This is a genomic window from Rouxiella sp. T17 (genome assembly GCF_036663475.1).
GTDB lineage: Bacteria > Pseudomonadota > Gammaproteobacteria > Enterobacterales > Enterobacteriaceae > Rouxiella.
Genome location: NZ_JAWUEA010000011.1, coordinates 91900 through 117400, shown reverse-complemented (window position 1 = coordinate 117400; position 25501 = coordinate 91900). Strand labels below are relative to the sequence as shown.

Here is a 25501-nt window from a genome sequence, read left to right as displayed (position 1 = left end):
TTGCCTGGTTTATTTAATGAAGCCGAGAGATCTCCTGAAAAGTATTTTGTTCGTGTCGTTGCTGGTATTGGCAGGATGCTCGTCAAAATCTGCCCATAATGCTGACTCGAATATGGACTCTGCGGATGCCGGCGATTCTGCCAATCCTAACCCCGATTTGATTTCGGTGGTGGCAGCGCTTCATGACCAAATGTATTCCTGGCAAGGCACGCCTTATCATTGGGGCGGCACGAAATTATCCGGCGTAGACTGTTCAGGTTTTGTCTGGCGCACGCTCAAAGACCGCTTTAATATTCCGATGGATCGCGTGACTACCACGCAGCTTATTACCATGGGTCAACCGGTGGCTGCCGGACATCTTCAGCCCGGCGATTTAGTCTTTTTCCGCATTAAAAACAGTCTGCACGTCGGCTTTTACGACACCAATCAGCAATTCCTGCACGCCTCGGTCAGTAAAGGCGTGATGCGTTCATCGCTGAATAATCCTTACTGGAAATCTGTCTATCTCGAAGCGCGCAGATTGCAGAAAGAGCAGGGCGCGCAAATCACCTTTAATTCGTCGAAGCCGAAAATGGATCTGGCGAATAACTGATCTCAGCGTGCTGAGTAAATGACAGAATAAATAGAAAATACATAAATAGAAAAGGCTCATAAGAGCCTTTTTTTGCGCCTTCACAAACCCGATACGACTAAAATTAACGTGGCTCTCAAACAAGATACTGCTTAAACCATTTGATGGTGCGATCCCAGGCTAATTCGGCGTCGGCTTTATCGTAACGCGGCGTGGAATCATTGTGGAATCCGTGGTTGGCGCCTTTATACACGTAGCCTTGATAAACTTTGCCCGAGGCTTTCAACGCCTTTTCGTAAGCGGGCCAACCGTCGGTAATGCCTTTATCTAATTCGGCGTAATGCAGCAGAAGGGGCGCGTTAATACGCGGCACATCTTCGGCTTTCGGCTGGCGGCCATAAAATGGCACAGCGGCGGCTAATTCCGGAAACGCCACGGCCGCTGCGTTTGCCACGCCGCCGCCATAACAAAAACCGGTAATGCCGACTTTTCCGGTGGTTTGCTGGTGGTGCATCATAAAATCGATGCCAGCAAAAAAATCATTCATTAATTTGGTCGGATCGACCTGCGCCTGCAACTCTTTGCCCTTTTCGTCATTGCCCGGATAGCCGCCTACCGAACTTAGGCCATCGGGTGCCAGCGCGATAAAACCAGCCTTGGCGACGCGACGGGCCACGTCTTCTATATACGGGTTCAGCCCGCGATTTTCGTGCACCACGACGACAGCTGGTGTTTTTGCGGATGCATTGGCCGGTTTCACCATATAGGCCCTAACTTCGCCATTGCCCTGCGGCGATTCGTAGTGAATATATTCGGGCAGAATCGAAGGATCGGTAAATTCCACCTGCTGCGCCAGCGCGTAATTGGGGCTCATGTAATTGAGCAGCGTCAAACCCGCCATGCCACCGATGGTGTAGCGCGCCGCCATCGACAGAAACTCGCGTTTGGTAATTTTGCCGTGGGCATAATAGTCATAGAGTTCAAGCAGTTCGGGGGGGAAATCTTTGGCTGTTAGACGTGTCATGGCAACTCCCAAGGTTGGAAAGAGAACGAATCGACAAAGCGTGCAGCTAAAAATATAGCCGCTGGCCTCCGTTACGTCGTCGATTGAGGCGTTTTATTGACCACAGAATCAGAAAAGCCCGCCCGAATTTCTTCGAACGGGCCCAATTACCCTATCACGCGCTTTCAGAAAGCAGGATGATTGATTTACAAACAATTAAAACGATGTGGTCACGCCCGCGTAGTAGGCGCGGCCCGGTTCGTTATAGGTTGATGCGCCGTCGTTTGCGCGATACAGATTTTTGTCGAGCAGGTTGGTGATACCCGCATTCACGCGCAGATTTTTGTTGATGCTGTAGTTTCCGCCGATGCCGACAATCGAGTAACCGCCAATCTGGTTGGCAGAAAGCCCGCTATTCGCTTCGGTACGACTTTCAACCTGAGTACGCGGTTTTTGACGGCCATACGTCGTCAGGTTGGCATTGAGCGCCAGCTTGTCGTTGACCTGCCAGTCGAGCGCCGTATTAATGGTGTATTTCGGAATAATCGACAGCGGATTGCCCGTCGATTTCTGTTTCGAACGAAACATGTAGGTCGCGTTGGTATTCCAGTTCAGCACGTCTTCCAGCACCGGCACTTGCAGGTTGGCTTCAAGACCGTCGAGCAGGGCTTTGCCGCCATTTTCCCATTGCAGCACGTTGGCACCCGACGCCGTTTTGGAAATCAGGTCATCGCCTGCAACGATTTTGTTTCGATAATCGTTACGAAAATAGGTTAAGCCTGCGTTATAGCCGTTGTCGCTGAACTGAATGCCGACCTCTTTGTTGATGCTGACTTCAGCATCAAGGTCGTCGTTGCCCAGCAGATAACAACTGCCTGTGGCAATTGAGGTCGGGCAGCCGTTGCCGCGCGTTTGCATCAAATAGCCGCCGCTGGATTGATAGAGATTCGGCGCTTTAAACACGCGTGCAATACCGGCTTTCAGCTTGAATTTATCGCCGAGGTCCTGCTGGAGGTTCAGGCTTGGGCTGAAGTTATTGCCAAACTGACTGTGATGATCAAAGCGAATACCCGGAATAAGCTTGGTTGCGCCGCCCGCGAAATCCATGTTGTCTTCAAGGTACAGCGCGCCGAGGCTAGCACTGTTTTTGCTGCTGCGGCCTGCGCCGTTGGCCGAAACGCCTCCGACGGTGGTGTCGGAAGAGGAGCTAAAGCCCATCGACGCCGGATCGTTTAGCTCTTCACGGGTCCATTCGGTGCCGACGGTCAGCGTGTTATCCGTGTAAAATTCAAACGGAATATAGAGCTCGCCGTTGCCGCGATAATTCTCTAATCGGCTGGTGGAATAAGTTTGCGCATCGGTAATTCGGCCTTCGCCACTGCCGGCCATGCCTTCATCGAGACGGGTATTATTGGTTTTCTCGTAGGAGAAAGTCAGTTTAGACTGGCCCCAATCCCAAATACCGTTGTGGGTCAGGCCATAATTCTGGCGGTAAAGCCGGTTGGTTTCCGCGCCGGACTGCGCCAGATCTTGCGTGGTATTACTGCTGCTGCTGTACTGCGTGTCGCCGGTGTAAATATTACCCTGACGGCTGTAACCAAATTCAAAATCTATTATTTGATTCGGCGTCATTTTCCACGACACGACGCTATTAATATCGCGATTACGCACCCCTTCGCGACCTGCTGCCTGTGAACCATTTTGGGCGCTATTAATATCCCAGCTGTCGGCATCGGTCTTATTAATATTGCCGTAAAGACGCATAGTCAGGCTGTCGTCATTACTCAATGGGCCGCTGAGACTAAAGTTGGCGCGCTTGGTGGCACCTTCTTTATCGCTCTCTGGCTGATTGGTAAATAATGACAACGAGCCGCCCCATTTATTGGTAGGACGTTTAGTGATGATATTCACCACGCCGCCCGCCGCGCCGGACCCGTAGTGCGCCGCCGCCGGGCCGCGAATAACTTCAATACGTTCAACCATTTCTGGTGGCACCCAGTTGGTATCACCGCGCGTATCGCGCTCGCCACGCCAGCTGTATCGCACGCTATCACGGGATTTAACCGGATTACCGTCGATCAGAATTAAGGTATTTTCCGGCCCCATGCCGCGAATGTCTATTTGGCGATTATTGCCGCGGCTACCGGAAGCGGTATTGCCGGTCAGATTAACGCCCGGCATCTTACGGATAATGTCTGATAAATCGTTGACGGGTGGCGTACGTTTTAAATCTTCAGAATTAATAATAGATACACCGGCCTGCTGTTTTAATTCCTGCTCGGCGGTTTCGCGAATAATCAGCGTATCTTCGCTGTCATTCTCGCGCTCTTTCTCTTCATTAACAGAAGCGGCGCTGGTGCCGCCTACAAAGCCCATTAATATCAGCGCGAGCGCCGTTTTTTTATAGGCCTTTTCTTTATAAGCTTTTTGTTTAAAAGCCTTACTTTCAAAAATTGTTGAGGTATTCATTAAATTGTCCGATATAAAATAGAAATATTTTTAGGATGTCATAATTATTATTTTTATTGTCAGGCCTTATTAATTGATTCTGGCCCACAATATGTGGCGTACTCTCCCCCGATTAAAAGGAGATGAAAATGTTTATAGGATAAAAATGTTACTTAATAAAACCGTTCACAGCATAAAACCGTTTACAGCATAAAACTGTTTACTACATAAAACATTGAAAATAAGTTTCCCCGCCCGGGCGCTGACTCACCGCAGGCGGGAAAGGTTACGCTTTATTTAAAGGTAACGCGTACCACTTCATCAGGATCGGTGGCTTCTTTCTGACGGCTTGATTCCTGTTTAACGGAAACAAACAGCGTCTGGCCATCGTCTGCCAGCGCGAGGCTCTGCGGATGCGTTGGCATATCCAGAGTTTCCAGCACTTTATAGCTGTCGGCATTGATGATGCTGACTTTACCCGCGTTGCGATGAGTCACGTAGACTTCGTTGCGCGCTGGGTTGAACAGCACCGCCAAAGAGGCTGGCAGGGCGATTTTCTGCAACACTTTGCCGTTTTGAGTATCCAGAACCAGCAGGTCGTCGGCTTTCGAATCGGTAACGAATGCGCGATGCTTGGCAGTGTCCAGGCTCATATTCAGATAGAAGTGCTCGCCTTCGTTATCGATTTTCACTTTCGATAACACTTTGTTGGTCTTGGTATCTACAGTCACGAATTCGTTATCACCGTTGGTGATGTAAAGACGGGACGCTTTCGCATCGATAGCCAGGCCGGTCGCCATTTTACCGACGCCTTCGATAGTGTGAGTCAGCGTCAGGTTTTCACCGTTAACCACCCAAATCACGCTCTCTTTACCTAAACCGCCAATGTAAACGTTGTTGGTTTCTTCATTAACTACCAGCTCGCGCGGTGCCAATGGGCGCTCTTTTTCAGTGCGCGGACGGCTATCCAGCACCAGCTCTTTTTTCACCTGATTGGTTTTCGCATCAACCGAGGTTACGGCGCTGTTGGTGGTGTTACCCAGAAAAACGGTATCAGTCTTGTGGTTAATTGCGACGCCAAAAGGCTTGAGGTTAGTGGTAATCGCCTTATTCACGGCAAGGCTGGTCGGATCCAAACGATAAAGCATGCCGGTTTTTTCCGCGCGACCCTGTGAAGAGGCCACGAACAGCGCTTTCTGGTCCGCGCTGTACGCCAACTCGTAAACGCCTTTGCCGACGGCTTTTCTTTCCATCGACACGTGGCTTTCTGCCAGTGTCGAAGCAGAGAAGAAAAGGGAGGTCAGCAACAATGCTGAGGTGAAGCCTGCTTTCGCTGGTGCAAAACGTAATGACATTTTGTTCTCCATAAAATAATTCTTCGCAAAGTAGTAAGGTTTTCCTTCCTGCCTTACTTTTCTCCGAGCGTGCCGAATCGGCGCCTGGAATATCGGTCAGGTAAAGAGGGGCGTTTTTTCGGGGATAATAATTATCATTATCTGCCGTGAATGAAAAGCATTATCATTCATTGCGTGAGTAAATGTTAGAAATTGTTTCTAAAATCGGCCTATTTTCCCTCGTTTATCGCAACGCTCCATAAATCTCTCGCCACGCCAAGGGATTACGAATGATATTCCAAATAAATATAACGGTTCTTCAAATATTATTATTAAGATATAAGTGGATGAGTATACTGCCAAAATTGCCGCCTAGATCCCCTTATCATCGGCAGCCAGAAACTTAGCCCGTTAATCTTTTGAGGATTTATTCATGCGCTCTCTGCTCAACCTGACTAAAAATAAATTAAATCGCGCCTTTCTGCTGGCCACGACTTCGGCAGTATTCATCGCTGGCGCTATAGCCCCGCTTTCGGCAGCCTACGCGGCCGATAAAACCTCTATTAAAGTCGGGATCATGAGTGGCGAAGATGAAGACGTTTGGCGCGAAGTCATCAAACAGGCGGCTGTGAAAGGCTTAACGGTCAAAACCGTAGTGTTTAATGATTACAACCAGCCAAACGAAGCGTTGCAGGAAAACGAGGTCGACGCCAACGCCTTCCAGCATCAGCCTTTCCTTAATAACCAGATTAAGGTCAATCACTACGACATCGTACGCGTTGGCGATACCGCCGTGTGGCCGATCGGCCTTTATTCCAAAAAAGTAAAAACGGCCAAAGAATTTAAAGACGGCGCGGTTATTGGCGTACCAAACGATCCTTCAAACGAAGCGCGCGCTTTGGTGTTACTTGAGCAGCAAGGTTTGTTAAAACTCAAACCGGGCGTTGGGATTGCGGCCACCACCGCCGACATCACGGATAACCCGCGTCATCTTAAAATTAAAGAGCTGGATTCCGGCATTATTGGCCGTTCCGTTCCAGACCTGGACGCCGCCGTGGTTAACACCGATTGGGCGTTGAAAAGTGGCCTGACCGTGGTCGACCGCATCGCGCAGGAGCCGACCAAGGGCAATCCCTACACCAACTTTATTGCCGTGAAGAAAGAAAACGTTAACGCGACGTGGGTGAAAACGTTGGTCAGCGCCTATCAAAACGACGCAGTAAAAACCGAATTCAACAAAGTCTATAAAGGTACGGGTGTGACCACCTGGTAATCGCCTGTCGCCGGGTAAGGAAAAAAAATGACTGTAATCTCTGAGACCGAGGCGCATTTCACCGCCAACTCAGCGCGAGATAAACACCCTCTGCCAGCTACGCGGAATCAGGCAGAACACGCCGTTGGCGCCGCGTCGGCAGAATCTGAAGAGGTGGTGCGTTTACACCACGTTAACCGCCGTTTTGGCACCACGCAGGCGCTAAAAGATGTGTCGTTAACGGTAAAACGTGGCGAAATCGTGGGCATTATCGGCCGCAGCGGGGCGGGTAAATCGACGCTAATCCGCTGTTTGAACGGGCTGGAAAGGCCGGACGACGGGATTATCGAAATTGAAGGCAATCCCATTACCGGTCTCAGCGAAAAACAGCTGCAATCGGTGCGCAGCCGCGTGGGCATGGTGTTTCAGCACTTTAATCTGCTGTCGGCGAAAACCGTGGAGCAGAATGTCGCGCTGCCGTTAAAGATTGCCGGTTACGATAAAGCGCAGCGCAAAGCGCGGGTCGCCGAGCTGTTGGCGCTGGTCGGGTTGGAAGATAAAGCCGCGCAGTATCCGGCCGCGTTGTCGGGGGGTCAAAAGCAGCGGGTTGGCATAGCCCGCGCGCTGGCGGCCAATCCGGCGCTGCTGTTATGTGACGAAGCGACCTCCGCGCTGGATCCGGAAACGACCCGTTCTATTTTGGCACTCTTGCAGTCGCTTAATCAGAAACTCGGCATTACCGTGCTGCTCATTACCCACGAGATGGAAGTGATCAAAAAGGTGGCCCATCGCGTTGCCGTATTAAACGGGGGCGAGATTATTGAAGAAGGGCCGGTGTGGCAAGTATTCGCGCATCCACAGTCTGCGTTGACCCGAACATTGTTGAGCGGTTTATTGCCGCAGCTGCCAGAGGCGTTAGCCGAAAAGCTTTCTCAACATCGTGCGGGCGAGGCGATTTATAGCGTGCATTATGCCGCGCAGGATGACGTAGGACAGGCGAGGCAGGGCGAAATTCTTACTCTGATGGCCGCCGAGCTGGCCGGACAGTTTCGCCTGATTCAGGGCGGCGTCGACCACATTCAGCATTACGCCGTGGTGCGATTCTTCTTTTCCGTGCCGGTGGCGAATGCCGAGTCCGAGCAAAATATTTTACACTGGCTGCAACAGCAGCAGGCACATGTGGAGTTGATAGGTTATGTCACCGGTCATGCTTGATTTGCTTATTAATGCCATTGAAGAAACGCTGTTGATGACGGCGGTTTCCGGCCTGTTTTCACTGGTTGCGGGCCTGCCGCTGGGCCTGATTCTGGTGATGACCGCGCCCGGCGGCATCGCCGAAAATCATTGGATCAATCGCTCGCTTGGCTTGGTGATTAACGGTTTTCGTTCACTGCCGTTTATCATTTTGCTGGTGGCGCTTATCCCCGTGACGCGTTTTTTGGTTGGCACCTCCCTCGGGACATGGGCAGCGATGGTGCCATTGTCGATTACCGCCACGCCTTATTTCGCGCGGGTCGCCGAGGTTTCGCTGCGTGACGTTGACCGCGGATTAATCGACGCCGTGCGCGCGATGGGTGCCAGCAAGCTGCGCATCGTTTGGGACGTGCTGATCCCCGAAGCGCTGCCCGGCATTCTTTCCGGATTCGTTGTGACGCTGGTGGCCTTAATTGGTGCCTCGGCGATGGCGGGCGCGATTGGCGCAGGCGGCTTGGGTGACCTTGCAATCCGCTACGGATACCAGCGATTCGAAACCGCGGTGATGGTCGAAGTGATTATCGTATTGATAGTGATGGTCTGCGGGATCCAGTGGATCGGCGATCGCATCGTCGCAAAAGTCGATAAACGCCGCGTTTAGCCTTTTCGAACTTGTAACGACCCAAGATATTCCGCTCACTTCTGAAATGGCAAAAGCCGGTCGCGATAAACGACCGGCTTTTACCATTAACAAGTTCACTTACAAGTACACTTTCAAGTTCGCTTTCGCTTTCGATTGATAGCCTGAGTTAAAGCTCCCTTTTTGAACGCCAGCGTTCTCGAGCTATAAAGCTCTTTACGCCCAAGTCTAAAAACGGACGCGGCGGCAGATAATTGGCCCGACCGACCGTCTGCATATCGGCCAGCAGCGGGTTATCCTCACCTAGCGCGTGTTCTGCCAGCAGGCGACCGAACGCGCTTTGCTTGGAAATTCCTGAACCATTGCAGCCCGCAGCCGAATAAACATTAGGTGCCAGCGTGCCCCACACCGGCGCGCCGTTACGGGTAATGCTAATCAGCCCAGACCAGCTGTAGGCCATATCAAGGTCAGTTAACTGCGGATAAAGACGAGCAAACAGCGCCTGATGACGACGCGCATGTTTGCCGGTTTCGACGGCATTAGTGACTAATTTTGGCGCGAAATTCACATGTTCGCGGATCAAGAATCGATGGTCGTGGGTATAGCGCAGCGTCGCACCGGCCAGCGCGTTGACCGGCGTAAGCCCCCACGGCGCGATATTGCCGAGCCGCTCGCGTTGGCGCAGCGAAAGTGGCTCGGTCAGAGTCGCAAAGGTCGACATTGCAAACACGCTACCTTTATACAAAGGGAGTCCACGGCTCGCCCCGTTGATCGCCAGCATCAGCTTGCGGGCGCGAATTTCGCCGTGCGGCGTCTGGGCGTAAATACCGTTTTGAGTATCAATCTGTAGTGCGGGTGAGTTGGCATAAACGGTGACATTTTCCGGCAGCGTGGCGGCCAATCCGCCCACCAGCGCCGCCGGATTCACCAGAATACAGTTCGGCGTATAGACCGCGCGGCGATAAAAATCTGTGCCCAAACGTTGTGTTAACTCGGCCTGTTCCAGCAGCTGATGACTTTCGCCCAGCGTGGTGAGCTCCTGCTGATAATGATCGATTTCGCCATCAAATTGCGGACTGACCGCGCAGTGATATTTGCCTGAATTTAACCAATCGCAATCTATTTGATGATTATCAACGGTCTCTTTAAGATGCTTCACGCCGTATTGCAGCAGCCGACGATAAGTATTGGCCTGCGCCAGTTCAGAGGAAGAGCTGCCGACGGTGTGGGGTAAATCAATCACAAAGCCAGAGTTTCGCGCGGAAGCGTTGTCGGCAATATTGATGGCGTCGAGCACCACCACCTTTTCGTGCGGGCGTAGTTCGGCAATACGCCGCGCAAACGCCAAACCGGCATAACCCGCGCCAATCACCAGCCAGTCGGCAGTCACGTTGCCGCGCAAAGAAGGATAGCGCGGCGTCTCCGCCTTAATCGCTGCCCATCCGTTGATATTTTGATCTAAAGGAAGATGCTCAATTTTCATTTATGTAGTGTCACTTTCGCCTGCTGCCAACGCCATTTTCGAATGAAATTAAAGGCGGTTTAAAGGCGGAAGATAGTAGGGTATCGCAACTGAGTTCGTCTATTAATTATTGATCATGCCCAATCCGCTAAAATGATTAGGCATCTCTTTTGTTATCCCGCCAACTCCGTCAATCCGCCGCGGACCAGTAATTCCGGGGTGATTTGGCTGATGTTTTTGGCGCCCGTCAGGGTCATGGCGACTTTCATCTCTTTCTCTATTAACGTCAATAAATCTTCGACTCCGCGTTGGCCATGCGTCGCCAGAGCATAGAGGAAAGCGCGGCCAAGGAGCACGGTATCTGCGCCGAGCGCTATCATTCGCACCACGTCTAGCCCGTTGCGGATGCCGCTGTCGGCCAGAATCGCAATATCGCCTTTGACCGCGTCGGCAATGGCGGGGAGGGCACGAGCAGTGGAAGGCACGCCGTCGAGCTGTCGACCGCCATGATTAGAAACCACAATGCCGTCGGCACCAAAACGCACGGCGTCGCGGGCATCTTCCTCGTCCAAAATTCCTTTAATAACCATCGGGCCGTCCCAAAATTCTCTAATCCATTCGAGATCTTTCCACGAAATCGACGGGTCGAAATTATTCGCCAGCCAGCCAATATAGTCTTCAAGTCCGGTGGGTTTGCCCAGATAGGTTGAAATATTGCCGAGATCATGTGGCCGCCCGTTGAGCCCGACGTCCCACGCCCACTGCGGATGCGTGACGGATTGCAGATAGCGGCGCATCGCGGCATTTGGCCCGCTCATGCCAGAATGCGCGTCGCGATAACGCGCGCCCGGCGTCGGCATATCGACCGTAAACACCAGCGTCGAGCATCCAGCGGCCTTGGCGCGCTCCAGCGCGTTGCGCATAAATCCTCTATCTTTCAACACGTAAAGCTGAAACCACATTGGCCGATTAATAGCGGGCGCGACCTCTTCAATCGGGCAAACGGAAACCGTCGACAGGGTAAACGGAATGCCTTTTTTCGCCGCCGCCCGCGCCGCCTGCACCTCACCGCGTCGTGCGTACATGCCGCACAGTCCGACAGGAGCCAGCGCCACCGGCATGGAAAGCGTTTCGTTAAACAATTTTGTCTCAAGACTTAGCTCGGACATGTTTTTCAACACCCGCTGACGCAGCGCAATCTGCGACAAATCTTCAACGTTACGTCTAAGCGTCGTTTCCGTGTAAGAACCGCCGTCGATATAATGGAATAAAAAAGGCGGCAGAATTCGCTGCGCGGAGGCGCGATAGTCGCTGGAAGCCGAAATAATCATCGTCTAATTTCCCTGTTGTGCGAGATGTGAAGGTGACATTGTCTGATATGGAAAGGGATTATCCGGGAAGGCGTCCAATACGCGCCTGCCGTTCCTCATCTTCATGAAGCGTTTTGATGGTCGAGTGCACAAAACCGATGTGTTCCATGGCCGCCTGTCGCGCCCGTTCGGCGTCACCGTCGAGAATGGCCTGAAGCAGACTGCGATGTTGATCGTTCAAACGGGAGAAAATCGCCTGCTGGCTGTACATCCGCTGACGGCTTTGCATTATCGAAGTTTGCATCAGTTCGAAAAAGCCACGCATCGTTTGCAGCAAAACCACGTTGTGGGAGGCTGAAGCGATAGCCAAATGAAAACGCACGTCGGCCTGCGCGGCGAGGTCAGGATTTTCACTTTCGTTTAGCATCATTGTGGCGTCGAAGGCGTATTGCAGCTGATCTTTATCCGACTGTGTGGCCCGCAAAGCTGCGTACCACGCCGTGCTGCCTTCAATAGAATGGCGCGCCTCAAGAATATCGTAACGATAATTCGGATCGTCGATCACCAGTTCACGCAGCGGGGCGACCAGCTGTGTTTCAGCCCACGGCGCTGTCTGCTCGCGCATAAAAGTCCCACCGCCGCGTTTACTGACCAGCAGACCCGCGCTAATCAACTTTTGAATGGCTTCACGCAACGAAGATCGCGAAACACCGAGCTCCTGCGCCAACTGACGTTCGGCAGGGAGACGCATGCCAGCTTCAAGCTGGCGCTGGTCGATAAACACTTTCAATCTGCCGATTAGGCTGTCGGCGACGGGGGCATAAAGCGGTGCCATTAACGACTCCCTGAGACGAACCTAGTAAGTTTTTGGTCCGACCAAATACGGCATAAATGCGTTGATAGGGAGAATAGTTAATGAAATGTGACTTATTGGCAAGCCAGAGACCCAGCCACAAAATCGTTTTGCGAGCCGGGTCAAAATATTAAGTTGATTGGTAGGACCAATTTTAGTTTGAAAGGGCAAGCGAATCGTAATTTAAAGGCTTCCACTGCTGTAATATGTGATTCAGATAGAATCGGATAAATAAGAGAAGTGTTGGCGAGTATATCTACGTCATTAAATGATTTTCTAAAGACTTATTTCGCCATTGCCTTCTCGTTCTTCGCCCGCAATTTCTTTGCCCGACTCTCCAGCAGCAAATAGCACACCAGCGCCAGCATCAGCGGCAGAAAGTAGTAGAGCAGGCGATAGGCCAGCAGCGCGGCGATAATCGTACCCTGAGAAGTATGTTCTCCCGCCAGCAGCGCGATAAACACCGCTTCCAGCACGCCGATCCCCGCGGGAATATGCACAATTACCCCGGCAATACTGCTGACTAACAGCACGCCCAGTACAAAGAAATAGTTAACATCCCGACCCAGCAGCAGCCAGATAATCGCCCCCATTGCCATCCAGTTGGCGCTGGAAATGACCATCTGCATCAGCGCGAATTTAAACGACGGCAGCACAAGCTTTTGCCCTTTAACTTTTATATGGCGGCGCTTGGCAAAGGCGCAGAACCAGACGTAAACTGCCACCATCGCCAGCAGCACGATGCCGACAATGCGCAATGTGCCGTTGTCGATGTACCAGTGCGAAGGCAATTCCACCACGCCGGAGGTGAAGATAATTCCGCCCAGCAAAATATAACCAAGCCAGTTGGTTGTAATGCTCAGTGAGAAAATGCGCGTGATTGTGCTGTTGGGTAGACCCAGGCGGGAGTAAAGCCGATAACGCATGCCAATGCCGCCCACCCAGGTGCTAAGCGTGAGGTTAAAGGCGTAGCAGATAAATGATACCAGCATCACTTGGCGGGCCGCGAGTTTGTGTCCGCAATAAGCGCGTGCGAGCAGATCGTAACAGCCGTATAGCAGATAGCTGATAATCACCAGCGCCACAGATATCAGCAAAGACGTGCTGTTGTAATTACGAATGACCTTCCATACGTCGTCCCAATTGACCGTGCGGGCATAAACCACCAGCAGCACGGCCACGGCAATAAAGAAAATCCACGTGAGGATTTTTTTCGCCAGACGCCACCTCAGATGCGATGTAGACATTATGGTTTCACCTCCGAATTTTCTGACGTTACCCGATCTTGCGTTTCAATTTCGGGCTGTACGGGCGGCTTTACTTGAGCAAGCCTTGGCGTGTGTGCCGGCAGCCAGCCGACCATTGCCGGAAATTTACGCAGGAAGTGGAACACGACCACGTTTTTCGCCAGATTCCACCAGGTGCGTTTCGGGGCCATGGTTTCATCTACACACAGGCAATCTTTGTCGATAATACCGTTAAGGTTCTCACGCAGCGTTTGGTTAAACGTACGGTCATGGATAATGAGATTGGCTTCAAGGTTAAGCGACAAGCTTAGTGGGTCGAGATTGCTGGAGCCGACGGTGGCCCAGTGAGTGTCCATCAGCGCGACCTTGCCGTGTAGTGGGCGCCGACGATATTCATACACCTGAACTCCGCCCTTCAGCAGATAGTTGTACAGCAGCTCCGCACCGACTTTTACAATCGGCATATCTGGCTCACCCTGCACGATAAGCTTCACCTGTACTCCGCGTCGGGCCGCATTGCGCATGGCATGCAGCAGACGGTAACCCGGAAAGAAATAGGCGTTGGCGATAATCACTTCGCGCTTCGCGTTGGCAAGCATTTTCAGATAGTGGCGCTCGATATCATCCCTATGATCGTCGTTATCGCGCCAGACAAACAGCGCCTGCGCCTCGCCGGGCTGGCGATTTTCGGCCGGATGATAGCGGCGACGTTGCTGCCACCATAGGCGGGTTTGCGCGTGATCGGGCAGGTTTTGCAGCTCAAATTGTAATATGTCTTCCACAACCGGGCCTTCTACCCGCACGGCGTAGTCTTGCTTGGACTCTGGACCGTAGTCGGACATATGCTCGGCGGAGAAATTAATCCCGCCGACAAACGCCACCATATTGTCGACGACGACAATTTTACGGTGCATACGTCGGAATAGATTGGTTCGCATACCCAACAACCGCGGACGCGGGTCGTAATAGCGGAACACCACGCCTGCCGACGTCAGTTCACTGACGAAATTATCGCTCAAATCAGGCGTTCCATACCCGTCAAGCAGCATTTCAACATCGACACCCCGCTGAGCGGCGCGCAGAATCACGGCATGCAGCTGGCGACCCACTTTATCTTCAAACCAGATAAAGGTTTCGAGAATCACCTTACGCTGCGCGTTATCTATAGCCTTAAATACAGCCGGATAATATTCGTCGCCATTTTCTAGAAGCTGGACACGATTGCCTTCTCGCCATGTGGGTTTCATAGGTGGATCTCCGCGCTCAACGGGGCATGATCCGACAGATGACGCCAGTTACGCAGCGGCAGCGCTGAGGGCGCGCTGGCATTGGCATTTTTCACATAGATTCTGTCGAGACGCAGGAGTGGAAAACTGACCGGGAAAGTGCGCGCCGGGCGTCCCTTCGCGCGGGTAAAAATCTCGTCAAGGCCCGCCTGCGCTTTAAGTGGGTGGTTGGCCTTCTGCCGCCAGTCGTTGAAATCGCCTGCGACCAGCACCGGTTCTCCCTCCGGAAAAGCGTTAACCCATTCGGCCAGTATGTTGAGCTGTGCCTGACGGTGCGCTTCTCGCAGGCCCAGATGTACGCAAATTACATGGATAGGATAATCAAGGTGGGGGGGCACGATACGGCAGTACAGCAGGCCACGATTCTCGCTACCTGCAACCGACACGTCACGATTCTCATAATATTCAATAGGATAACGAGATAGCACGGCATTGCCGTGATGACCTTCAGGGTAGACCGCGTTGCGACCGTAGGCGAAATCGCTCCACATGGTATCAGCAAGAAACTCGTAATGGGTTTGGTCCGGCCAGTTTTCCACATGTAACGGATGAACTTTATGCGCGCCCATCACTTCTTGCAGGCAGACAATATCAGCGCTGACGGTGCGTACCGCGTCGCGCAACTCGGGTAAAATGAAGCGTTTATTAGACGCATTGAAGCCCTTATGCGTATTAATCGTTAGTACCTTTAACGAAAACTGCCGGTTTTGTTGAATCATTCCTTCTCCTGCCAGTGTCACTATCTTGATGAAAATAAAGTATAGTTTCTGTCACGAAAAGAGGTGCGGTTACAATGAATCTATGGCGCTTGCTAAAAGCCGTGGGTTAGGCTTTTCTTCGGGCTCTTTTATTACTCAAATATTCTTCAAAATAGAGCAGCACTTCCAAAAGCAAAATAGCTATTAACGTTTCTTGGATATTAGTGGCTCGATGACAGATCCAGTCGGCAAAGCCAGCGACAAGCCATATCGGTAATACGAAGTAGAGTAATAACAGTGTCTGGGGATCATAAGTGTGCATCTCAACGTGCCACCTCATACTTGGCCGAAAGAGACCTTATAGATTATTGATGAATAAATTTTTTCAAGTAGTCTATTGAAAATAAGGTCTATTCTCACGCCAACCCCTCTCGCCGTATTCACCTCTTCTTAATTATCGATAATTTTTTTCCCAATGGCTTCGACACTCACTCTCGGCAGAAGAGATATGACGCCCCGCTCTGGAATGGTAGAGTCTCCCCGAAGCATAGCTGTCGGAATTAAAGCCTAAGTGATCGAGAGACACTATCGCCCCGTTGTTATGCCAAATCTTCAATCCATTGAGTTCGGCTTCTTCATACACAATTATCGAATCGGCATAATGTGGTGGATGAGCGTCGTTCGTATAGATTTCGTACCGCACCGTTCTATTCTGCTCACTGAAATGTATTGTCTTGGATAATATTTTCATCACGTTTCTCCTTGTCTAATTCTGGAAACTATAGAACATGTAGAGATCATTATTATTCACTGCAATTATTTAATAATAACGAACTTAATAACCCATTGTTTCCCTGTGACTTATTCTGCTTTGGTGTGTCAGCATTTTTATACAATGTGATTTGAATCACTATAAAGTATAATTAAGTAAAGAAAATTTAAATAAAGTGCATTAATTAAAGTTTATTTAAACTTAATCCGTAAAAAAGGTTAAGTAAATTGTTTGCTGTTTGCTATTTGATTTCGCGGAAGATCATGAAAAAGCGTTAGGAGCTGGTAAAAAGGCGAAGAGAATAGACATAAAAAATCGCTAATTAGCATTATTTAAAGATTTTTATTTACCATCTCGGCCCGTGGTTAACACCGCGGGCCAGTCTATTGTATCTCACTTCTTTTCTAGTGCTTAAAAATTTTAATTTTATTTAATTATCATCGCTCAATCCATTTATTAAACCACAGGTCCTCATTACCCTCTGGCTGAAAAACCACTGAAAATTTCAATATCATCAATTACGCTTTAATTTTTTAAAATATATGTGAAATTATATTTGAACTTATATTGGATGCGATTTAATCGTTTCAAAATTAACTTTGCAACTGTAGTCCGTTGATGAGAACAACACACATTCCATGGCACGCTGGAGGCCGGTCGTGCCGCCTATTCATCAAACTGGCTTGTGGGATAGGGCGCATTTTCAAGACTTGCGTCGGCAGACTTCCGACGCTACAGCCAGCCAAAGTGCGTAATATAGGTAATTGAAAATGCTTCTTAGGCGACTCTTGATTGACAATTTAATGACAAGTACCTGTGACAAATTTCCACCGGTTAATTTGGATGACAATTTGTCAGTATAGGGCGTAGTGGTTTAAGTGGTGAGTGATAAGGCGGCGCTGAGTTTTCAACGCCATATATTTCCTTGCTCGACTTTACCCGATTAATTTCAGGTCTGCTTTGCGGTGCCGCTTCTGGTCACTGTAATAATTCTCATGCGCGCCCAGGCTCAGGAGATTGATATTCAGTTTTTGGTCCAGCCAAGTGTAATCAAGCTGATATTGCTGCTTCCCGATGTAAAACTTATGCACCCAAAGATAGCTGAGAATGCCTTTTTTGCGTTCGCCTATTTCCGGGTTTGCAATGATGCGCTCAATCTCTTCATCCACACTATCCTGATCCTGTTCGCTCAGGCGGTTAAAGGCTTTCTCAAAACGACTTGATTGGTAAACCTCAATTTCCTGCTTTGTCTTTTCTACGCACATATTTCTTCATTCTCCCGTTATCCATTTCTGATTTCGCCAGCAGGATTTCATTGATAAAGGAAAACGGCAGATGGGGGTTGTCCTCAGCTATGCGGCCAATCTTGGCCCAGTGCTCAATTTGCTTTGGCACGCTACGACTCATCGCTTCTGCGTGTATTTTAACTTCTTCAACAAAATCATCGTCTAAACGAATGCTTGTTGCCATTTTGAAACCTCTTTATGTCATCACTCGTGCCAGTAAGGTATTGGAGTGGTTAAATCGATACGTAAGTGTTAAAAGCACTATAGTAGATTATGCGACAAATTGTCGCGCTATGCAATTTAATGACGCGCATAGCGAGCTTGTCTACTGGTTGATTCGAAACGCTAAGCCACAGCACGCCTTAATGCTTATCCTGCATAATCATATGATAAAATATTCGATATTATAAAAATCATCACGGCGGGGAGATCCGCTGTGATAATGTTTTTGCTATTAACTTTCTCAACACTTCACACCAGAAAACGATCCCGACTTATGATCCCAAAGACTACTATCCCGAAAAACAACCACAGTGAACACGACCTTGCCGTCATGCATTGGGGCACCTATCGCGTCACCACCTCCGAAGGTGAGCTGACAAAGATCGATCCCGTCGAATGGGATAAAAACCCCTCCGAGATTGGTCAGTCACTGGTCGGCGCGGTCAGTGGTCCGAGTCGTATTAAGCGTCCTGCCGTTCGTTTAGGTTATCTGCAACATGGCCGCGATTCGCGCCACGGACGCGGAAAGGAGCCGTTTGTCGAAGTCAGCTGGGAAACGGCCATCGCCTTAGCTGCCGATGAGCTGGCGCGCGTTAAAAAAACCTATGGCAACGAGGCCTTTTACGCGGGATCGTACGGCTGGTCGAGCGCAGGGCGTTTTCACCACGCGCAAAGCCAACTGCATCGCTTTTTCAATCAGTTGGGCGGCTATACCGGCAGCACCAACACCTACAGTCTCGCGGCCGCCGAACGTCTGTTGCCGCACATTATTGGCGACCTCGACGTGCTGCAAAAACAGCATACCCATTGGTCCTCGTTAGCGGAACACTGCGAACTGTTTGTGGCCTTTGGTGGTTTACCGCTGCGTAATGCTCAGGTCAACGGTGGCGGGGCGAACGATCATTCGCTCAAACATTGGTTGGGCCAAATGCAGCAGAATGGCACCCAATTTATTAACGTCAGTCCGGTAAAAAACGATCTCTCCGGCGTAACCAATGCTGAATGGCTCTCATTAAAACCCGGTAGCGACACCGCGCTGTTGCTGGCGTTAAGCTATGTATTAATTGAAGAATCGCTCTATCACGCCGATTTTGTCAGTACTCATACGGTAGGATTCGCGCCTTATAAAGCCTATTTATTCGGTGAGAAAGACGGCATCGCGAAGTCGCCTGATTGGGCGGCCAAACTGACCGGACTCGAGGCTGATTATATTCGTACGCTAGCCCGTCAGATGAGCACCAAGCGCACCATGATTAATATTGCGTGGTCGTTGCAGCGCGCGCGTCAGGGCGAGCAAACTTTTTGGGCGACGGTCGCGCTGGCAGCATTGATTGGACAAATCGGCACGCCGGGTGGTGGACTTGGCTTTGCCTACGCGTCGACCAATCTGGCCGGTGCCAATCGCCGGACCTTCTCCGGCCCGCGTTTTCCAGCCGGAAAAAATCCAGTCAGCGATAGAATTCCCGTGGCGCGCCTCTCCGACATGCTGCTCAACCCGGGCGGGTCCTACCAATTTGATGGCAAAGATTGCACCTATCCCGATATTCGCGTGGTCTATTGGGCGGGCGGCAACGCGTTCCACCATCATCAGGATCTCAACCGTTTGATTGAAGCATGGCGCCAGCCCGACACCGTTATCGTGCATGAGCAATACTGGACCGCGCAGGCCAAATTTGCCGACATCGTGTTTCCGGCCACCACCTCGCTTGAACGTGAAGATATTGGCAGCTCGAGCAATGACGGCTTTATGATTGCCATGCGTCAGCACCTCGCCGCGCAGTTTGAGGCGCGTGACGATTACGCAATTTTCAGCGCGCTGGCTGAGCAGATGGGTTTCGGCGAGAGCTTCACCGAAGGGCGCGACGCCGCTGGCTGGATCCGTCATATGTATGAAGGCTCAATGCCGCGCGCGCAGGCCGACGGTATCGAACTGCCTGCTTTTGACGATTTCTGGGCGCAGGGTAAGTTAGAGTATGCGCTTCCCGATGAGCCGCAGATTTTCCTGAAGGCGTTTCGAGATAACCCGCTTGCTGCGCCGCTCGCCACGCCGTCTGGCAAAATCGAACTGTTCTCGCAAACGGTGGCCGATTTTGGCTATGAAGAGTGTCCGGGCCATCCGTTCTGGTATCAGCCCGATGCCGACGAGCAACAGGAGATGGCCGCCCGTTGGCCGCTGCACCTGCTTTCGAGCCAGCCGCGCACTCGCCTGCATAGTCAATACGATCACGGCAGTGTCAGTCGCCGTACCAAAATTCACGACCGCGAGCCGCTGTGGCTGCATCCGGCCGATGCAGCCGCGCGTGGCGTGACAGAAGGCAGCGTGGTTAAAGTGTTTAACGATCGCGGCGCGATTCTGGCCGGTGTGCATTTGAGCAGTGATATTCGTCGGGGCGTGGTGCAAATATCGACCGGCGCCTGGTACGATCCGCTAGATGTTCAACAGCCTAACTCTTTGGATAAACACGGTAATCCCAACGTGTTAACCGAAGATCGCGGCAGTTCGCGTTTAGGGCAGGGATGCAGCGCCCAAAGTTGCTGGGTGCAGATTACGCCTTTCAATGAGCCACTGCCCGAGGTAACCGCCTTCGAGCCGCCGGCTTTTGTTGCAGCGCCTTAACCTTCAAACGACATTAATTACGCCAAGCAAAAGGAAGTGACAGCATGCTGACCCCAACGCATCGGTCGACACAGTCCGGATTTATACTCGACACGGAAGAAGGGGTCATCAGCGCCAACGCCGCCGTTCGCTACTGCAAGGTAACATTTAACCGTGAGGCCTACAGCGACGCCGAGTTTGCTCGTCATGATCTGCAACATGTTGACCACCTACATCGCGCCGTGGTGAAACGCAAAGCAGAATATTTGGCGGGGCGCTACTGCTGCGCGCAATTGCTGGAGCAGTATGGATCGAGTCGAGAAGTTGGCAAAAATAGCGATCGCTCACCGTGCTGGCCGCGTGGAATCACGGGGACTATTTCTCACGGCGACAATCAGGCCATCGCAATCATTACCGATCAGGCGAACGTTTATCCTGGCGTAGATATTGAAACCTTTAATCCGGCGGTATTACGCGAAATAGCCGACAGCATTGTTTCTCCCGCCGAGGCTAAATGGCTCAATACTTTCTCTCTTAACACCCTCTCTCTTAAAACCCTCGCTATTAAAACCCTCACTATTAATAGTGATTTTGCCTTATTATTAGCCTTTTCGGCTAAAGAGAGTTTATTCAAGGCGCTTTATCCGCTGGTAAAGGTATTCTTTGGTTTCGAATATGCCGTAGTTGAATCGATTAATGCAGCCGAAAATAGCTTTGTACTCGCACTCACTCAAGATATTAATAACGATTATCCGCGTGGTATGCGGTTTTCGGGAGAGTATCTATTTGATGGGAAAAATATCCTGACCCTGATTATTTTCCATCAAGAGGTTTATAAATAGTCGCGTCTAAGCTTAATCCTAACTCTTTGGGCTATGTTATTGACTTATAATAAATGCCCAAAGTCGTTCAGTAACATTATGTATACTTTAATTACTTGTTTAAAAGTTTATATGTATCATAGTAAGTTCTTCCTTTAGCCTCGATCCTTAAGCCTCGATAAGAACAGGAGAGGAAATGGACAGTAATTTACTTTCTCAATCCCTCAATAATACTCTTCAGAAAATACAGCGTGCCGACAGCAAGGAAATGCTTTCTGCCGTGTGCTCCAGTTTCTTTAAACAGGCTGGGGTGGATTACTTCATGTTCGGACTTTGTCACTCTACCTCGCTCGCCGATCCCGATATTCTTATTATCGACAATTTACCCGGCGACTGGTGCGAATTTTACCACCGACGCGAGTTTCAACGTATCGACCCTGTCACCTCCTACTGCTTTTCCAATACCGTTCCTATTCTCTGGCACAAGCTTATTCAACTTCCCGAATACAACGACTCGCAATATCAGGTCATGATGCACAACGCCAAGGGTTTTGGCTTAACTTCAGGGTTGAGTATTCCACTGAGAACACCTTCCGGCGGCGCGGGAATGTTAAGCTTGATCAGCCGGCAAGCGCCTGAAAAGAGTGAACATATTTTCAATGCCATGACGCCCTACGCCATGCTGCTGACCAGCCATCTTATTGACAGCGTCAACCGCAATAACTGGCTAAATAAAGATCAGTCGCTGGACAAAATAAAACTCACCGCGCGCGAATATGATTGTCTGTTTTGGGCCTGCGAGGGGAAAACGTCGTGGGAAATATCGAGGATACTCTGTATTAGCGAACGCACGGTGATGTTTCATTTGAATAATGCGACCGAGAAATTTGGCGCTAAAAATCGCCAGCACGCGGTCGCACGAGGTATTCTTGGCAATGTTATCCGGCCAAAGATTTATCCGGATGAACGCCGGTAACGGGCTTAATAGATTGAGTAGATTCGGCGGCAAGATGGGTAATCTTGAAGCCTTGCGGACTTTTTAATCCATAGCCCAGGGCGCGGTCGAAGCTGATATGTATTATCCAGGCGATTACCACCAATAATACGGCGGGATAGAGCGGATAAAAGGCGAGCAGAATCAGCGGCAGCACAAAGGTATGGGTCAGATTATAAAACAATGCGCCCGCTTTATTACTGACCAAATAGGCCACCATTGCGACGTCGGGGATCAGAATCAAATAACAAAGCGTCAGCCAGCTATATTGCAGGTGCCAATAAAGGCCAATACCGGCCAGCAGCAGCAGCAAGTTCTCCAGCCGGACAATAATAAGATGTTGTAAGCGCATGGTATTTCCTAATTAAGATGTTCAAGCACGAATGCCAGTTGATAAAGAAATTCTCGAGTATCGCTGCGAATAAAAAAGTGACCGCCTTTGTGTTGAGTATGGCTAAAACCGCCGCTGGTTTGCTGTCGCCACGCCATTTGCGCCTCGAGCTTGACCAGCGGATCGCTGTCATTGGCAAACAGATGCAACTCGCAGTCCAGCGGCGTATCCATCGTGACAGGAGGATGCGTTTCACAGAGCGAAAGATCGGCGCGCAGCAACGCCAGCATCCAACTTACCCAAGCCTGATTGTTTAGCAATTCGGTATCGATGCCGCCAAACGACAGGATAAAATCCAGCAGCGTGGCGTCATTCATCTCGCGATTCGGTGTGAAAGGGTAGGCAATCTGCGGCGCACGCTGACCGCTAACCAGCAGCGCGCTTGGCGCAAAGCCCAACGCGCTGGCCATAATGGCCAAATCGTGGGCAAACCACGCGCCCATACTGTGGCCATAAAGCGCAAACCTTTTTCCTTTAAGCTGGGGCAACAGGCCCGTGGCCAGTTTGTCCGCCAGCGTAGTGAAATCCGTTTCAGCTGGCTGTTTTATCAGGCTTTCACGGCCCGGAAATACTACCGGACAGATGTTTATCCAGTCCGGCAACGCCATTCTCCAGCGGGTGAACATTGCGCTGGTGCCGCCCGCATACGGAAAGCAGACCAGATTTATTCTGCCGTCATCCACCGGTTCATGGGCCAGCCAACGATTGGTATCATCCATTTTACCCTCGATCATTATTCGCTCCTGCTTTCATTTGCCATAACGGGTGCAGCCACCACGTGGTTAACCGCGGGCGATTTTGGCCTGACCGCCCGACGTCGCGACCAAAACTGTTTCACCTGCCAAACTAGCCTGAAGAGTGCGGCCTGCCTGCGACGCGACGGGAAACTCGACAGAATCGATGACAACGCCCACGGTGCGACCAGATGCATATAATTGGGCGAACCGTGTACGTCGGCCAACTGGTAAAGCCGCATATCGCGCGCCACCTTCTTCAACGAATTCACTTCTGATAGCGGAATAATCTCGTCAAACTGACTTTGCAAATAGTGCACCGGAATCGTTAGCGGCGGCAGATTCTCCTGAGTAATCTGCCAGTCCGGCATCTGTTTAAACAGTGATTCTCCACTCAAACCTGTTAGATAAGACAGGGTTTGGCGCGTCACCAGCGGCACCGAACGCGTGTTGTACTGGCGGAAAAAGCTGGCAACCGGCGCACCGACGGTGGTAATGCCGCGAATGCGCGGATCTCTAGCCGCCGCGTGCATCGCCAGATGACCACTAAAACTCAGCGCCATCAAATGGCACTGACGAGTATCGGCGCGGCCCTGAACGGCATCAATCAGCTGCGGAAACATCGCCCAGCTCTGCGGCGTATAACGCAGCGTATTTTCACCCACGCCGGGCATTTCGGTGACTACCACGCAAAGTTTGATCCGCGCGGCCAGCAGCAAAAATCGCTGCCACTGCTCTTTGATAGACACAATGCCGCCGCACACCACCAGCAGCGGCCAGCCTTTGTCGAGGCCTGTCGCATAGGCCTTGAAGGCACCATTTTCGATCTCTAACGTTTCGAAAGTCACCTTAGCCTGCTGCATTGACTGTTCGAAACTGTTGATCGCGCCCTCGTGGGCCCGCTGCTGAAACTCGGTTTCGACATACGGAAAGCGCGCCAGGCTGTAAAGCTTGGTCGCCGAGGCCCAGTTTTGCCGAGCAGATTCACGCTCAGCGGCCTTAAACCATTGCGCGCACCAGCTTCCGGCATCTTCACCCTCGGCGTGAGTAATGGTTTCCAAAATTGCCCGAACCTCGCGTTGGTCCAGCTGCTGTGCCTGAGAATGCAGCAAAACAAAGTTCTTTAATTCAGTGAGATAGCTTGATGAATTCGACGGGTTCATGGCTGGCTTCCTTCCTGAAAAAGTTGCAGCTGGCGCTGACGACGGTAGGCGATGCGGTTATTAATCTTGCGCTGTATGAAAGTAAACTGGTTAAGGAGCGAATAATTGAAGCGCCTTAAAATTTGCTGCATAGGCGTGTGCGCGCCGAGGAGTTTTTCCTGACGGAACTGGAGATTAACCACAAAGTCGACTTCCGCCTGACGTTTGGCCTGAAACGCCTGACATAAACGGATGTCGGGGCCGTTTTCTTCGAGCGCGCGCGACAGCATCGGGGCCAGCGTCATGGCGTCTTGAATGGCAAGATTTACTCCCTGACCCAGCAGCGGCGTGACGGTGTGGGCGGCATCGCCAATCAGCAATAGCCCTTCGCGCCCCCACTGCGGCATGGTAGTGGTGAAAATGTCGAGCAGGTGGACGTCGGTCCAGCTTTTAACATGCTCGCGCACGTGCTGACCGAATTCGGCATCGATCCCTTCAACCAGCTGATAAAAAGATTCCAGCCCCTGACGTCGCAGCGCCAGAAAGCCGCCTTTCGGCACGTTAATACCCGCGCGATAATAGTCAGGAAAGGTCGGCAGCAGAATCAGGTGATTCGCGCCATCAATCATAATGCGCGCAGTATTGTCGGGCGCGTTGGCGGGCAGCGGCACCTTAAACCACAGCACGTCGCGGGCGGCGGCGTGTTTTTTCCATTCCAACTTGCTGAAATCACGGACTTTGCTATAACGTCCGTCGGCACCAATGACCAGTCTGGCGAGCAGGTTTACCGGCTGTTTTTCATCGTGCAGACGATAAGAAATGCCGCTTACGCTGTTGTCCGCCCACAGCAACCCTTCGCAGGTCGCGCCCCGAATCATCTTGCAGTTGGGATAGGTTTCGAGTCGTTTTTTCAGCGCTTCAAGCAACACCGGCTGCGGAATATCCATCACAAATTTATGGCGATAAGGCACGCCGGTGTAGTTAATGGTCAGCAGCGATTTACCGCGCTCCGTCAGCATCATTTGATGCGTTTCAAGACAGCCGTGCGCCAACAGGTCATCAAGAATGCCCAACTCTTTGAAAATACTGACGGTATCAGGCTGCATCGACTCGCCGCGAAACGAGCGTTTATAGGTCAGCGAGCTTTCAACCACGACAATATCGGCTCCCGCGCGCGCCAGCTGCAACGCCAGCACCAGCCCGGCAGGCCCAGCCCCAACAATACAAATATCGGTCATGACGGTG

At 51.2% G+C, this 25501-nt stretch carries 22 protein-coding genes; 7 read left to right on the top strand and 15 right to left on the bottom strand.

What is annotated here, in order from left to right:
• Positions 1–16: 16 nt before the first annotated feature.
• Positions 17–592: a C40 family peptidase gene (locus tag SC206_RS03725; protein WP_332734302.1), complete on the top strand. Its 576-nt coding sequence runs from the start codon at positions 17–19 to the stop codon at positions 590–592.
• Between the two features lie 115 nt (positions 593–707).
• On the opposite strand, the gene yghX is transcribed toward SC206_RS03725, so the two are convergent.
• The 3 genes from yghX to yncE form a co-directional block, all read right to left on the bottom strand.
• Positions 708–1595, bottom strand: coding sequence for a YghX family hydrolase (gene yghX, locus SC206_RS03720; RefSeq protein WP_332734300.1), 888 nt, complete (start codon positions 1593–1595; stop codon positions 708–710).
• A gap of 195 nt (positions 1596–1790) precedes the next feature.
• Positions 1791–3950 carry a TonB-dependent siderophore receptor gene (locus SC206_RS03715; RefSeq protein WP_332734421.1) on the bottom strand — a complete coding sequence of 720 codons (2160 nt, stop codon included), beginning with the start codon at positions 3948–3950 and terminating at the stop codon, positions 1791–1793.
• A gap of 365 nt (positions 3951–4315) precedes the next feature.
• Complete coding sequence (yncE, locus tag SC206_RS03710) at positions 4316–5377, bottom strand: 7-bladed beta-propeller protein YncE (protein ID WP_332734299.1); 1062 nt, start codon at positions 5375–5377, stop codon at positions 4316–4318.
• A gap of 412 nt (positions 5378–5789) precedes the next feature.
• Here yncE and SC206_RS03705 point away from each other — a divergent pair, with 412 nt between their 5' ends.
• Genes SC206_RS03705 through SC206_RS03695 form a run of 3 tightly spaced genes read left to right on the top strand, consistent with a single transcriptional unit; the run spans position 5790 to position 8463 of the window.
• Positions 5790–6629 carry a MetQ/NlpA family ABC transporter substrate-binding protein gene (locus tag SC206_RS03705; protein WP_332734297.1) on the top strand — a complete coding sequence of 280 codons (840 nt, stop codon included), beginning with the start codon at positions 5790–5792 and terminating at the stop codon, positions 6627–6629.
• A 27-nt stretch (positions 6630–6656) separates the two neighbouring features.
• Positions 6657–7823 (top strand): methionine ABC transporter ATP-binding protein, encoded by a 1167-nt coding sequence (locus SC206_RS03700; protein WP_332734294.1) that lies wholly within the window; start codon positions 6657–6659, stop codon positions 7821–7823.
• Positions 7804–8463: a methionine ABC transporter permease gene (locus SC206_RS03695; protein ID WP_332734292.1), complete on the top strand. Its 660-nt coding sequence runs from the start codon at positions 7804–7806 to the stop codon at positions 8461–8463. The genes SC206_RS03700 and SC206_RS03695 overlap by 20 nt, the downstream gene beginning before the upstream one ends.
• 148 nt (positions 8464–8611) lie before the next feature.
• Here SC206_RS03695 and SC206_RS03690 read toward each other — a convergent pair whose 3' ends face one another.
• From SC206_RS03690 to SC206_RS03655, 8 genes are all read right to left on the bottom strand, one after another.
• Positions 8612–9925, bottom strand: coding sequence for an NAD(P)/FAD-dependent oxidoreductase (locus SC206_RS03690; RefSeq protein ID WP_332734290.1), 1314 nt, complete (start codon positions 9923–9925; stop codon positions 8612–8614).
• 152 nt (positions 9926–10077) lie between these two features.
• On the bottom strand, positions 10078–11235 hold the full coding sequence (gene lldD, locus SC206_RS03685) for an FMN-dependent L-lactate dehydrogenase LldD (RefSeq protein WP_332734288.1): 1158 nt from the start codon (positions 11233–11235) through the stop codon (positions 10078–10080).
• A gap of 58 nt (positions 11236–11293) precedes the next feature.
• On the bottom strand, positions 11294–12049 hold the full coding sequence (gene lldR, locus SC206_RS03680) for a transcriptional regulator LldR (RefSeq protein ID WP_332734286.1): 756 nt from the start codon (positions 12047–12049) through the stop codon (positions 11294–11296).
• Between the two features lie 302 nt (positions 12050–12351).
• Entirely contained in the window at positions 12352–13314 is a 963-nt protein-coding gene (locus SC206_RS03675) for a lysylphosphatidylglycerol synthase domain-containing protein (protein ID WP_332734284.1), read from the bottom strand.
• On the bottom strand, positions 13314–14561 hold the full coding sequence (gene clsB, locus SC206_RS03670) for a cardiolipin synthase ClsB (RefSeq protein ID WP_332734282.1): 1248 nt from the start codon (positions 14559–14561) through the stop codon (positions 13314–13316). Before clsB ends, SC206_RS03675 begins: the two co-directional genes overlap by 1 nt.
• The gene (locus tag SC206_RS03665) at positions 14558–15319 is read right to left on the bottom strand and encodes an endonuclease/exonuclease/phosphatase family protein (RefSeq protein ID WP_332734280.1); all 762 of its coding nucleotides are present in this window, start codon (positions 15317–15319) and stop codon (positions 14558–14560) included. Before SC206_RS03665 ends, clsB begins: the two co-directional genes overlap by 4 nt.
• Positions 15320–17005: 1686 nt before the next feature.
• Entirely contained in the window at positions 17006–17335 is a 330-nt protein-coding gene (locus SC206_RS03660; protein WP_332734278.1) for a type II toxin-antitoxin system RelE/ParE family toxin, read from the bottom strand.
• On the bottom strand, positions 17304–17540 hold the full coding sequence (locus SC206_RS03655) for a ParD-like family protein (protein WP_332734277.1): 237 nt from the start codon (positions 17538–17540) through the stop codon (positions 17304–17306). Before SC206_RS03655 ends, SC206_RS03660 begins: the two co-directional genes overlap by 32 nt.
• A gap of 312 nt (positions 17541–17852) precedes the next feature.
• Between SC206_RS03655 and SC206_RS03650 the strand changes: the two genes are divergently transcribed.
• The 3 genes from SC206_RS03650 (at position 17853) to SC206_RS03640 (ending at position 21971) form a co-directional block, all read left to right on the top strand.
• A complete protein-coding gene (locus SC206_RS03650; protein WP_332734275.1) occupies positions 17853–20195 on the top strand; it encodes a molybdopterin-dependent oxidoreductase in 2343 nt (780 codons plus the stop codon).
• 44 nt (positions 20196–20239) lie between these two features.
• Positions 20240–21016 (top strand): 4'-phosphopantetheinyl transferase family protein, encoded by a 777-nt coding sequence (locus tag SC206_RS03645; RefSeq protein WP_332734272.1) that lies wholly within the window; start codon positions 20240–20242, stop codon positions 21014–21016.
• Between the two features lie 175 nt (positions 21017–21191).
• Complete coding sequence (locus SC206_RS03640; RefSeq protein ID WP_332734270.1) at positions 21192–21971, top strand: LuxR family transcriptional regulator; 780 nt, start codon at positions 21192–21194, stop codon at positions 21969–21971.
• On the opposite strand, the gene SC206_RS03635 is transcribed toward SC206_RS03640, so the two are convergent.
• Genes SC206_RS03635 through SC206_RS03620 form a run of 4 tightly spaced genes read right to left on the bottom strand, consistent with a single transcriptional unit; the run spans position 21934 to position 25494 of the window.
• Positions 21934–22341 carry a DUF4260 domain-containing protein gene (locus SC206_RS03635; RefSeq protein WP_332734268.1) on the bottom strand — a complete coding sequence of 136 codons (408 nt, stop codon included), beginning with the start codon at positions 22339–22341 and terminating at the stop codon, positions 21934–21936. The genes SC206_RS03640 and SC206_RS03635 overlap by 38 nt on opposite strands.
• An 8-nt stretch (positions 22342–22349) precedes the next feature.
• Positions 22350–23114, bottom strand: a complete 765-nt coding sequence (locus SC206_RS03630) for a thioesterase II family protein (protein WP_332734266.1) — start codon at positions 23112–23114, stop codon at positions 22350–22352.
• On the bottom strand, positions 23114–24277 hold the full coding sequence (locus SC206_RS03625; protein ID WP_332734264.1) for an alpha/beta fold hydrolase: 1164 nt from the start codon (positions 24275–24277) through the stop codon (positions 23114–23116). The genes SC206_RS03630 and SC206_RS03625 overlap by 1 nt, the downstream gene beginning before the upstream one ends.
• Positions 24274–25494 (bottom strand): FAD-dependent monooxygenase, encoded by a 1221-nt coding sequence (locus SC206_RS03620; protein ID WP_332734262.1) that lies wholly within the window; start codon positions 25492–25494, stop codon positions 24274–24276. Before SC206_RS03620 ends, SC206_RS03625 begins: the two co-directional genes overlap by 4 nt.
• Positions 25495–25501 lie beyond the last annotated feature (7 nt).

What these genes read in the sequence shown, in the direction of transcription:
- SC206_RS03725 (WP_332734302.1), top strand. Translation starts at nt 17, where the DNA reads ATGAAGCCGAGAGATCTCCTGAAAAGTATTTTGTTCGTGTCGTTGCTG.
- yghX (WP_332734300.1), bottom strand. Translation starts at nt 1,595, where the DNA reads ATGACACGTCTAACAGCCAAAGATTTCCCCCCCGAACTGCTTGAACTC.
- SC206_RS03715 (WP_332734421.1), bottom strand. Translation starts at nt 3,950, where the DNA reads ATGGGCTTTGTAGGCGGCACCAGCGCCGCTTCTGTTAATGAAGAGAAA.
- yncE (WP_332734299.1), bottom strand. Translation starts at nt 5,377, where the DNA reads ATGTCATTACGTTTTGCACCAGCGAAAGCAGGCTTCACCTCAGCATTG.
- SC206_RS03705 (WP_332734297.1), top strand. Translation starts at nt 5,790, where the DNA reads ATGCGCTCTCTGCTCAACCTGACTAAAAATAAATTAAATCGCGCCTTT.
- SC206_RS03700 (WP_332734294.1), top strand. Translation starts at nt 6,657, where the DNA reads ATGACTGTAATCTCTGAGACCGAGGCGCATTTCACCGCCAACTCAGCG.
- SC206_RS03695 (WP_332734292.1), top strand. Translation starts at nt 7,804, where the DNA reads ATGTCACCGGTCATGCTTGATTTGCTTATTAATGCCATTGAAGAAACG.
- SC206_RS03690 (WP_332734290.1), bottom strand. Translation starts at nt 9,925, where the DNA reads ATGAAAATTGAGCATCTTCCTTTAGATCAAAATATCAACGGATGGGCA.
- lldD (WP_332734288.1), bottom strand. Translation starts at nt 11,235, where the DNA reads ATGATTATTTCGGCTTCCAGCGACTATCGCGCCTCCGCGCAGCGAATT.
- lldR (WP_332734286.1), bottom strand. Translation starts at nt 12,049, where the DNA reads ATGGCACCGCTTTATGCCCCCGTCGCCGACAGCCTAATCGGCAGATTG.
- SC206_RS03675 (WP_332734284.1), bottom strand. Translation starts at nt 13,314, where the DNA reads ATGTCTACATCGCATCTGAGGTGGCGTCTGGCGAAAAAAATCCTCACG.
- clsB (WP_332734282.1), bottom strand. Translation starts at nt 14,561, where the DNA reads ATGAAACCCACATGGCGAGAAGGCAATCGTGTCCAGCTTCTAGAAAAT.
- SC206_RS03665 (WP_332734280.1), bottom strand. Translation starts at nt 15,319, where the DNA reads ATGATTCAACAAAACCGGCAGTTTTCGTTAAAGGTACTAACGATTAAT.
- SC206_RS03660 (WP_332734278.1), bottom strand. Translation starts at nt 17,335, where the DNA reads ATGTGCGTAGAAAAGACAAAGCAGGAAATTGAGGTTTACCAATCAAGT.
- SC206_RS03655 (WP_332734277.1), bottom strand. Translation starts at nt 17,540, where the DNA reads ATGGCAACAAGCATTCGTTTAGACGATGATTTTGTTGAAGAAGTTAAA.
- SC206_RS03650 (WP_332734275.1), top strand. Translation starts at nt 17,853, where the DNA reads ATGATCCCAAAGACTACTATCCCGAAAAACAACCACAGTGAACACGAC.
- SC206_RS03645 (WP_332734272.1), top strand. Translation starts at nt 20,240, where the DNA reads ATGCTGACCCCAACGCATCGGTCGACACAGTCCGGATTTATACTCGAC.
- SC206_RS03640 (WP_332734270.1), top strand. Translation starts at nt 21,192, where the DNA reads ATGGACAGTAATTTACTTTCTCAATCCCTCAATAATACTCTTCAGAAA.
- SC206_RS03635 (WP_332734268.1), bottom strand. Translation starts at nt 22,341, where the DNA reads ATGCGCTTACAACATCTTATTATTGTCCGGCTGGAGAACTTGCTGCTG.
- SC206_RS03630 (WP_332734266.1), bottom strand. Translation starts at nt 23,114, where the DNA reads ATGATCGAGGGTAAAATGGATGATACCAATCGTTGGCTGGCCCATGAA.
- SC206_RS03625 (WP_332734264.1), bottom strand. Translation starts at nt 24,277, where the DNA reads ATGAACCCGTCGAATTCATCAAGCTATCTCACTGAATTAAAGAACTTT.
- SC206_RS03620 (WP_332734262.1), bottom strand. Translation starts at nt 25,494, where the DNA reads ATGACCGATATTTGTATTGTTGGGGCTGGGCCTGCCGGGCTGGTGCTG.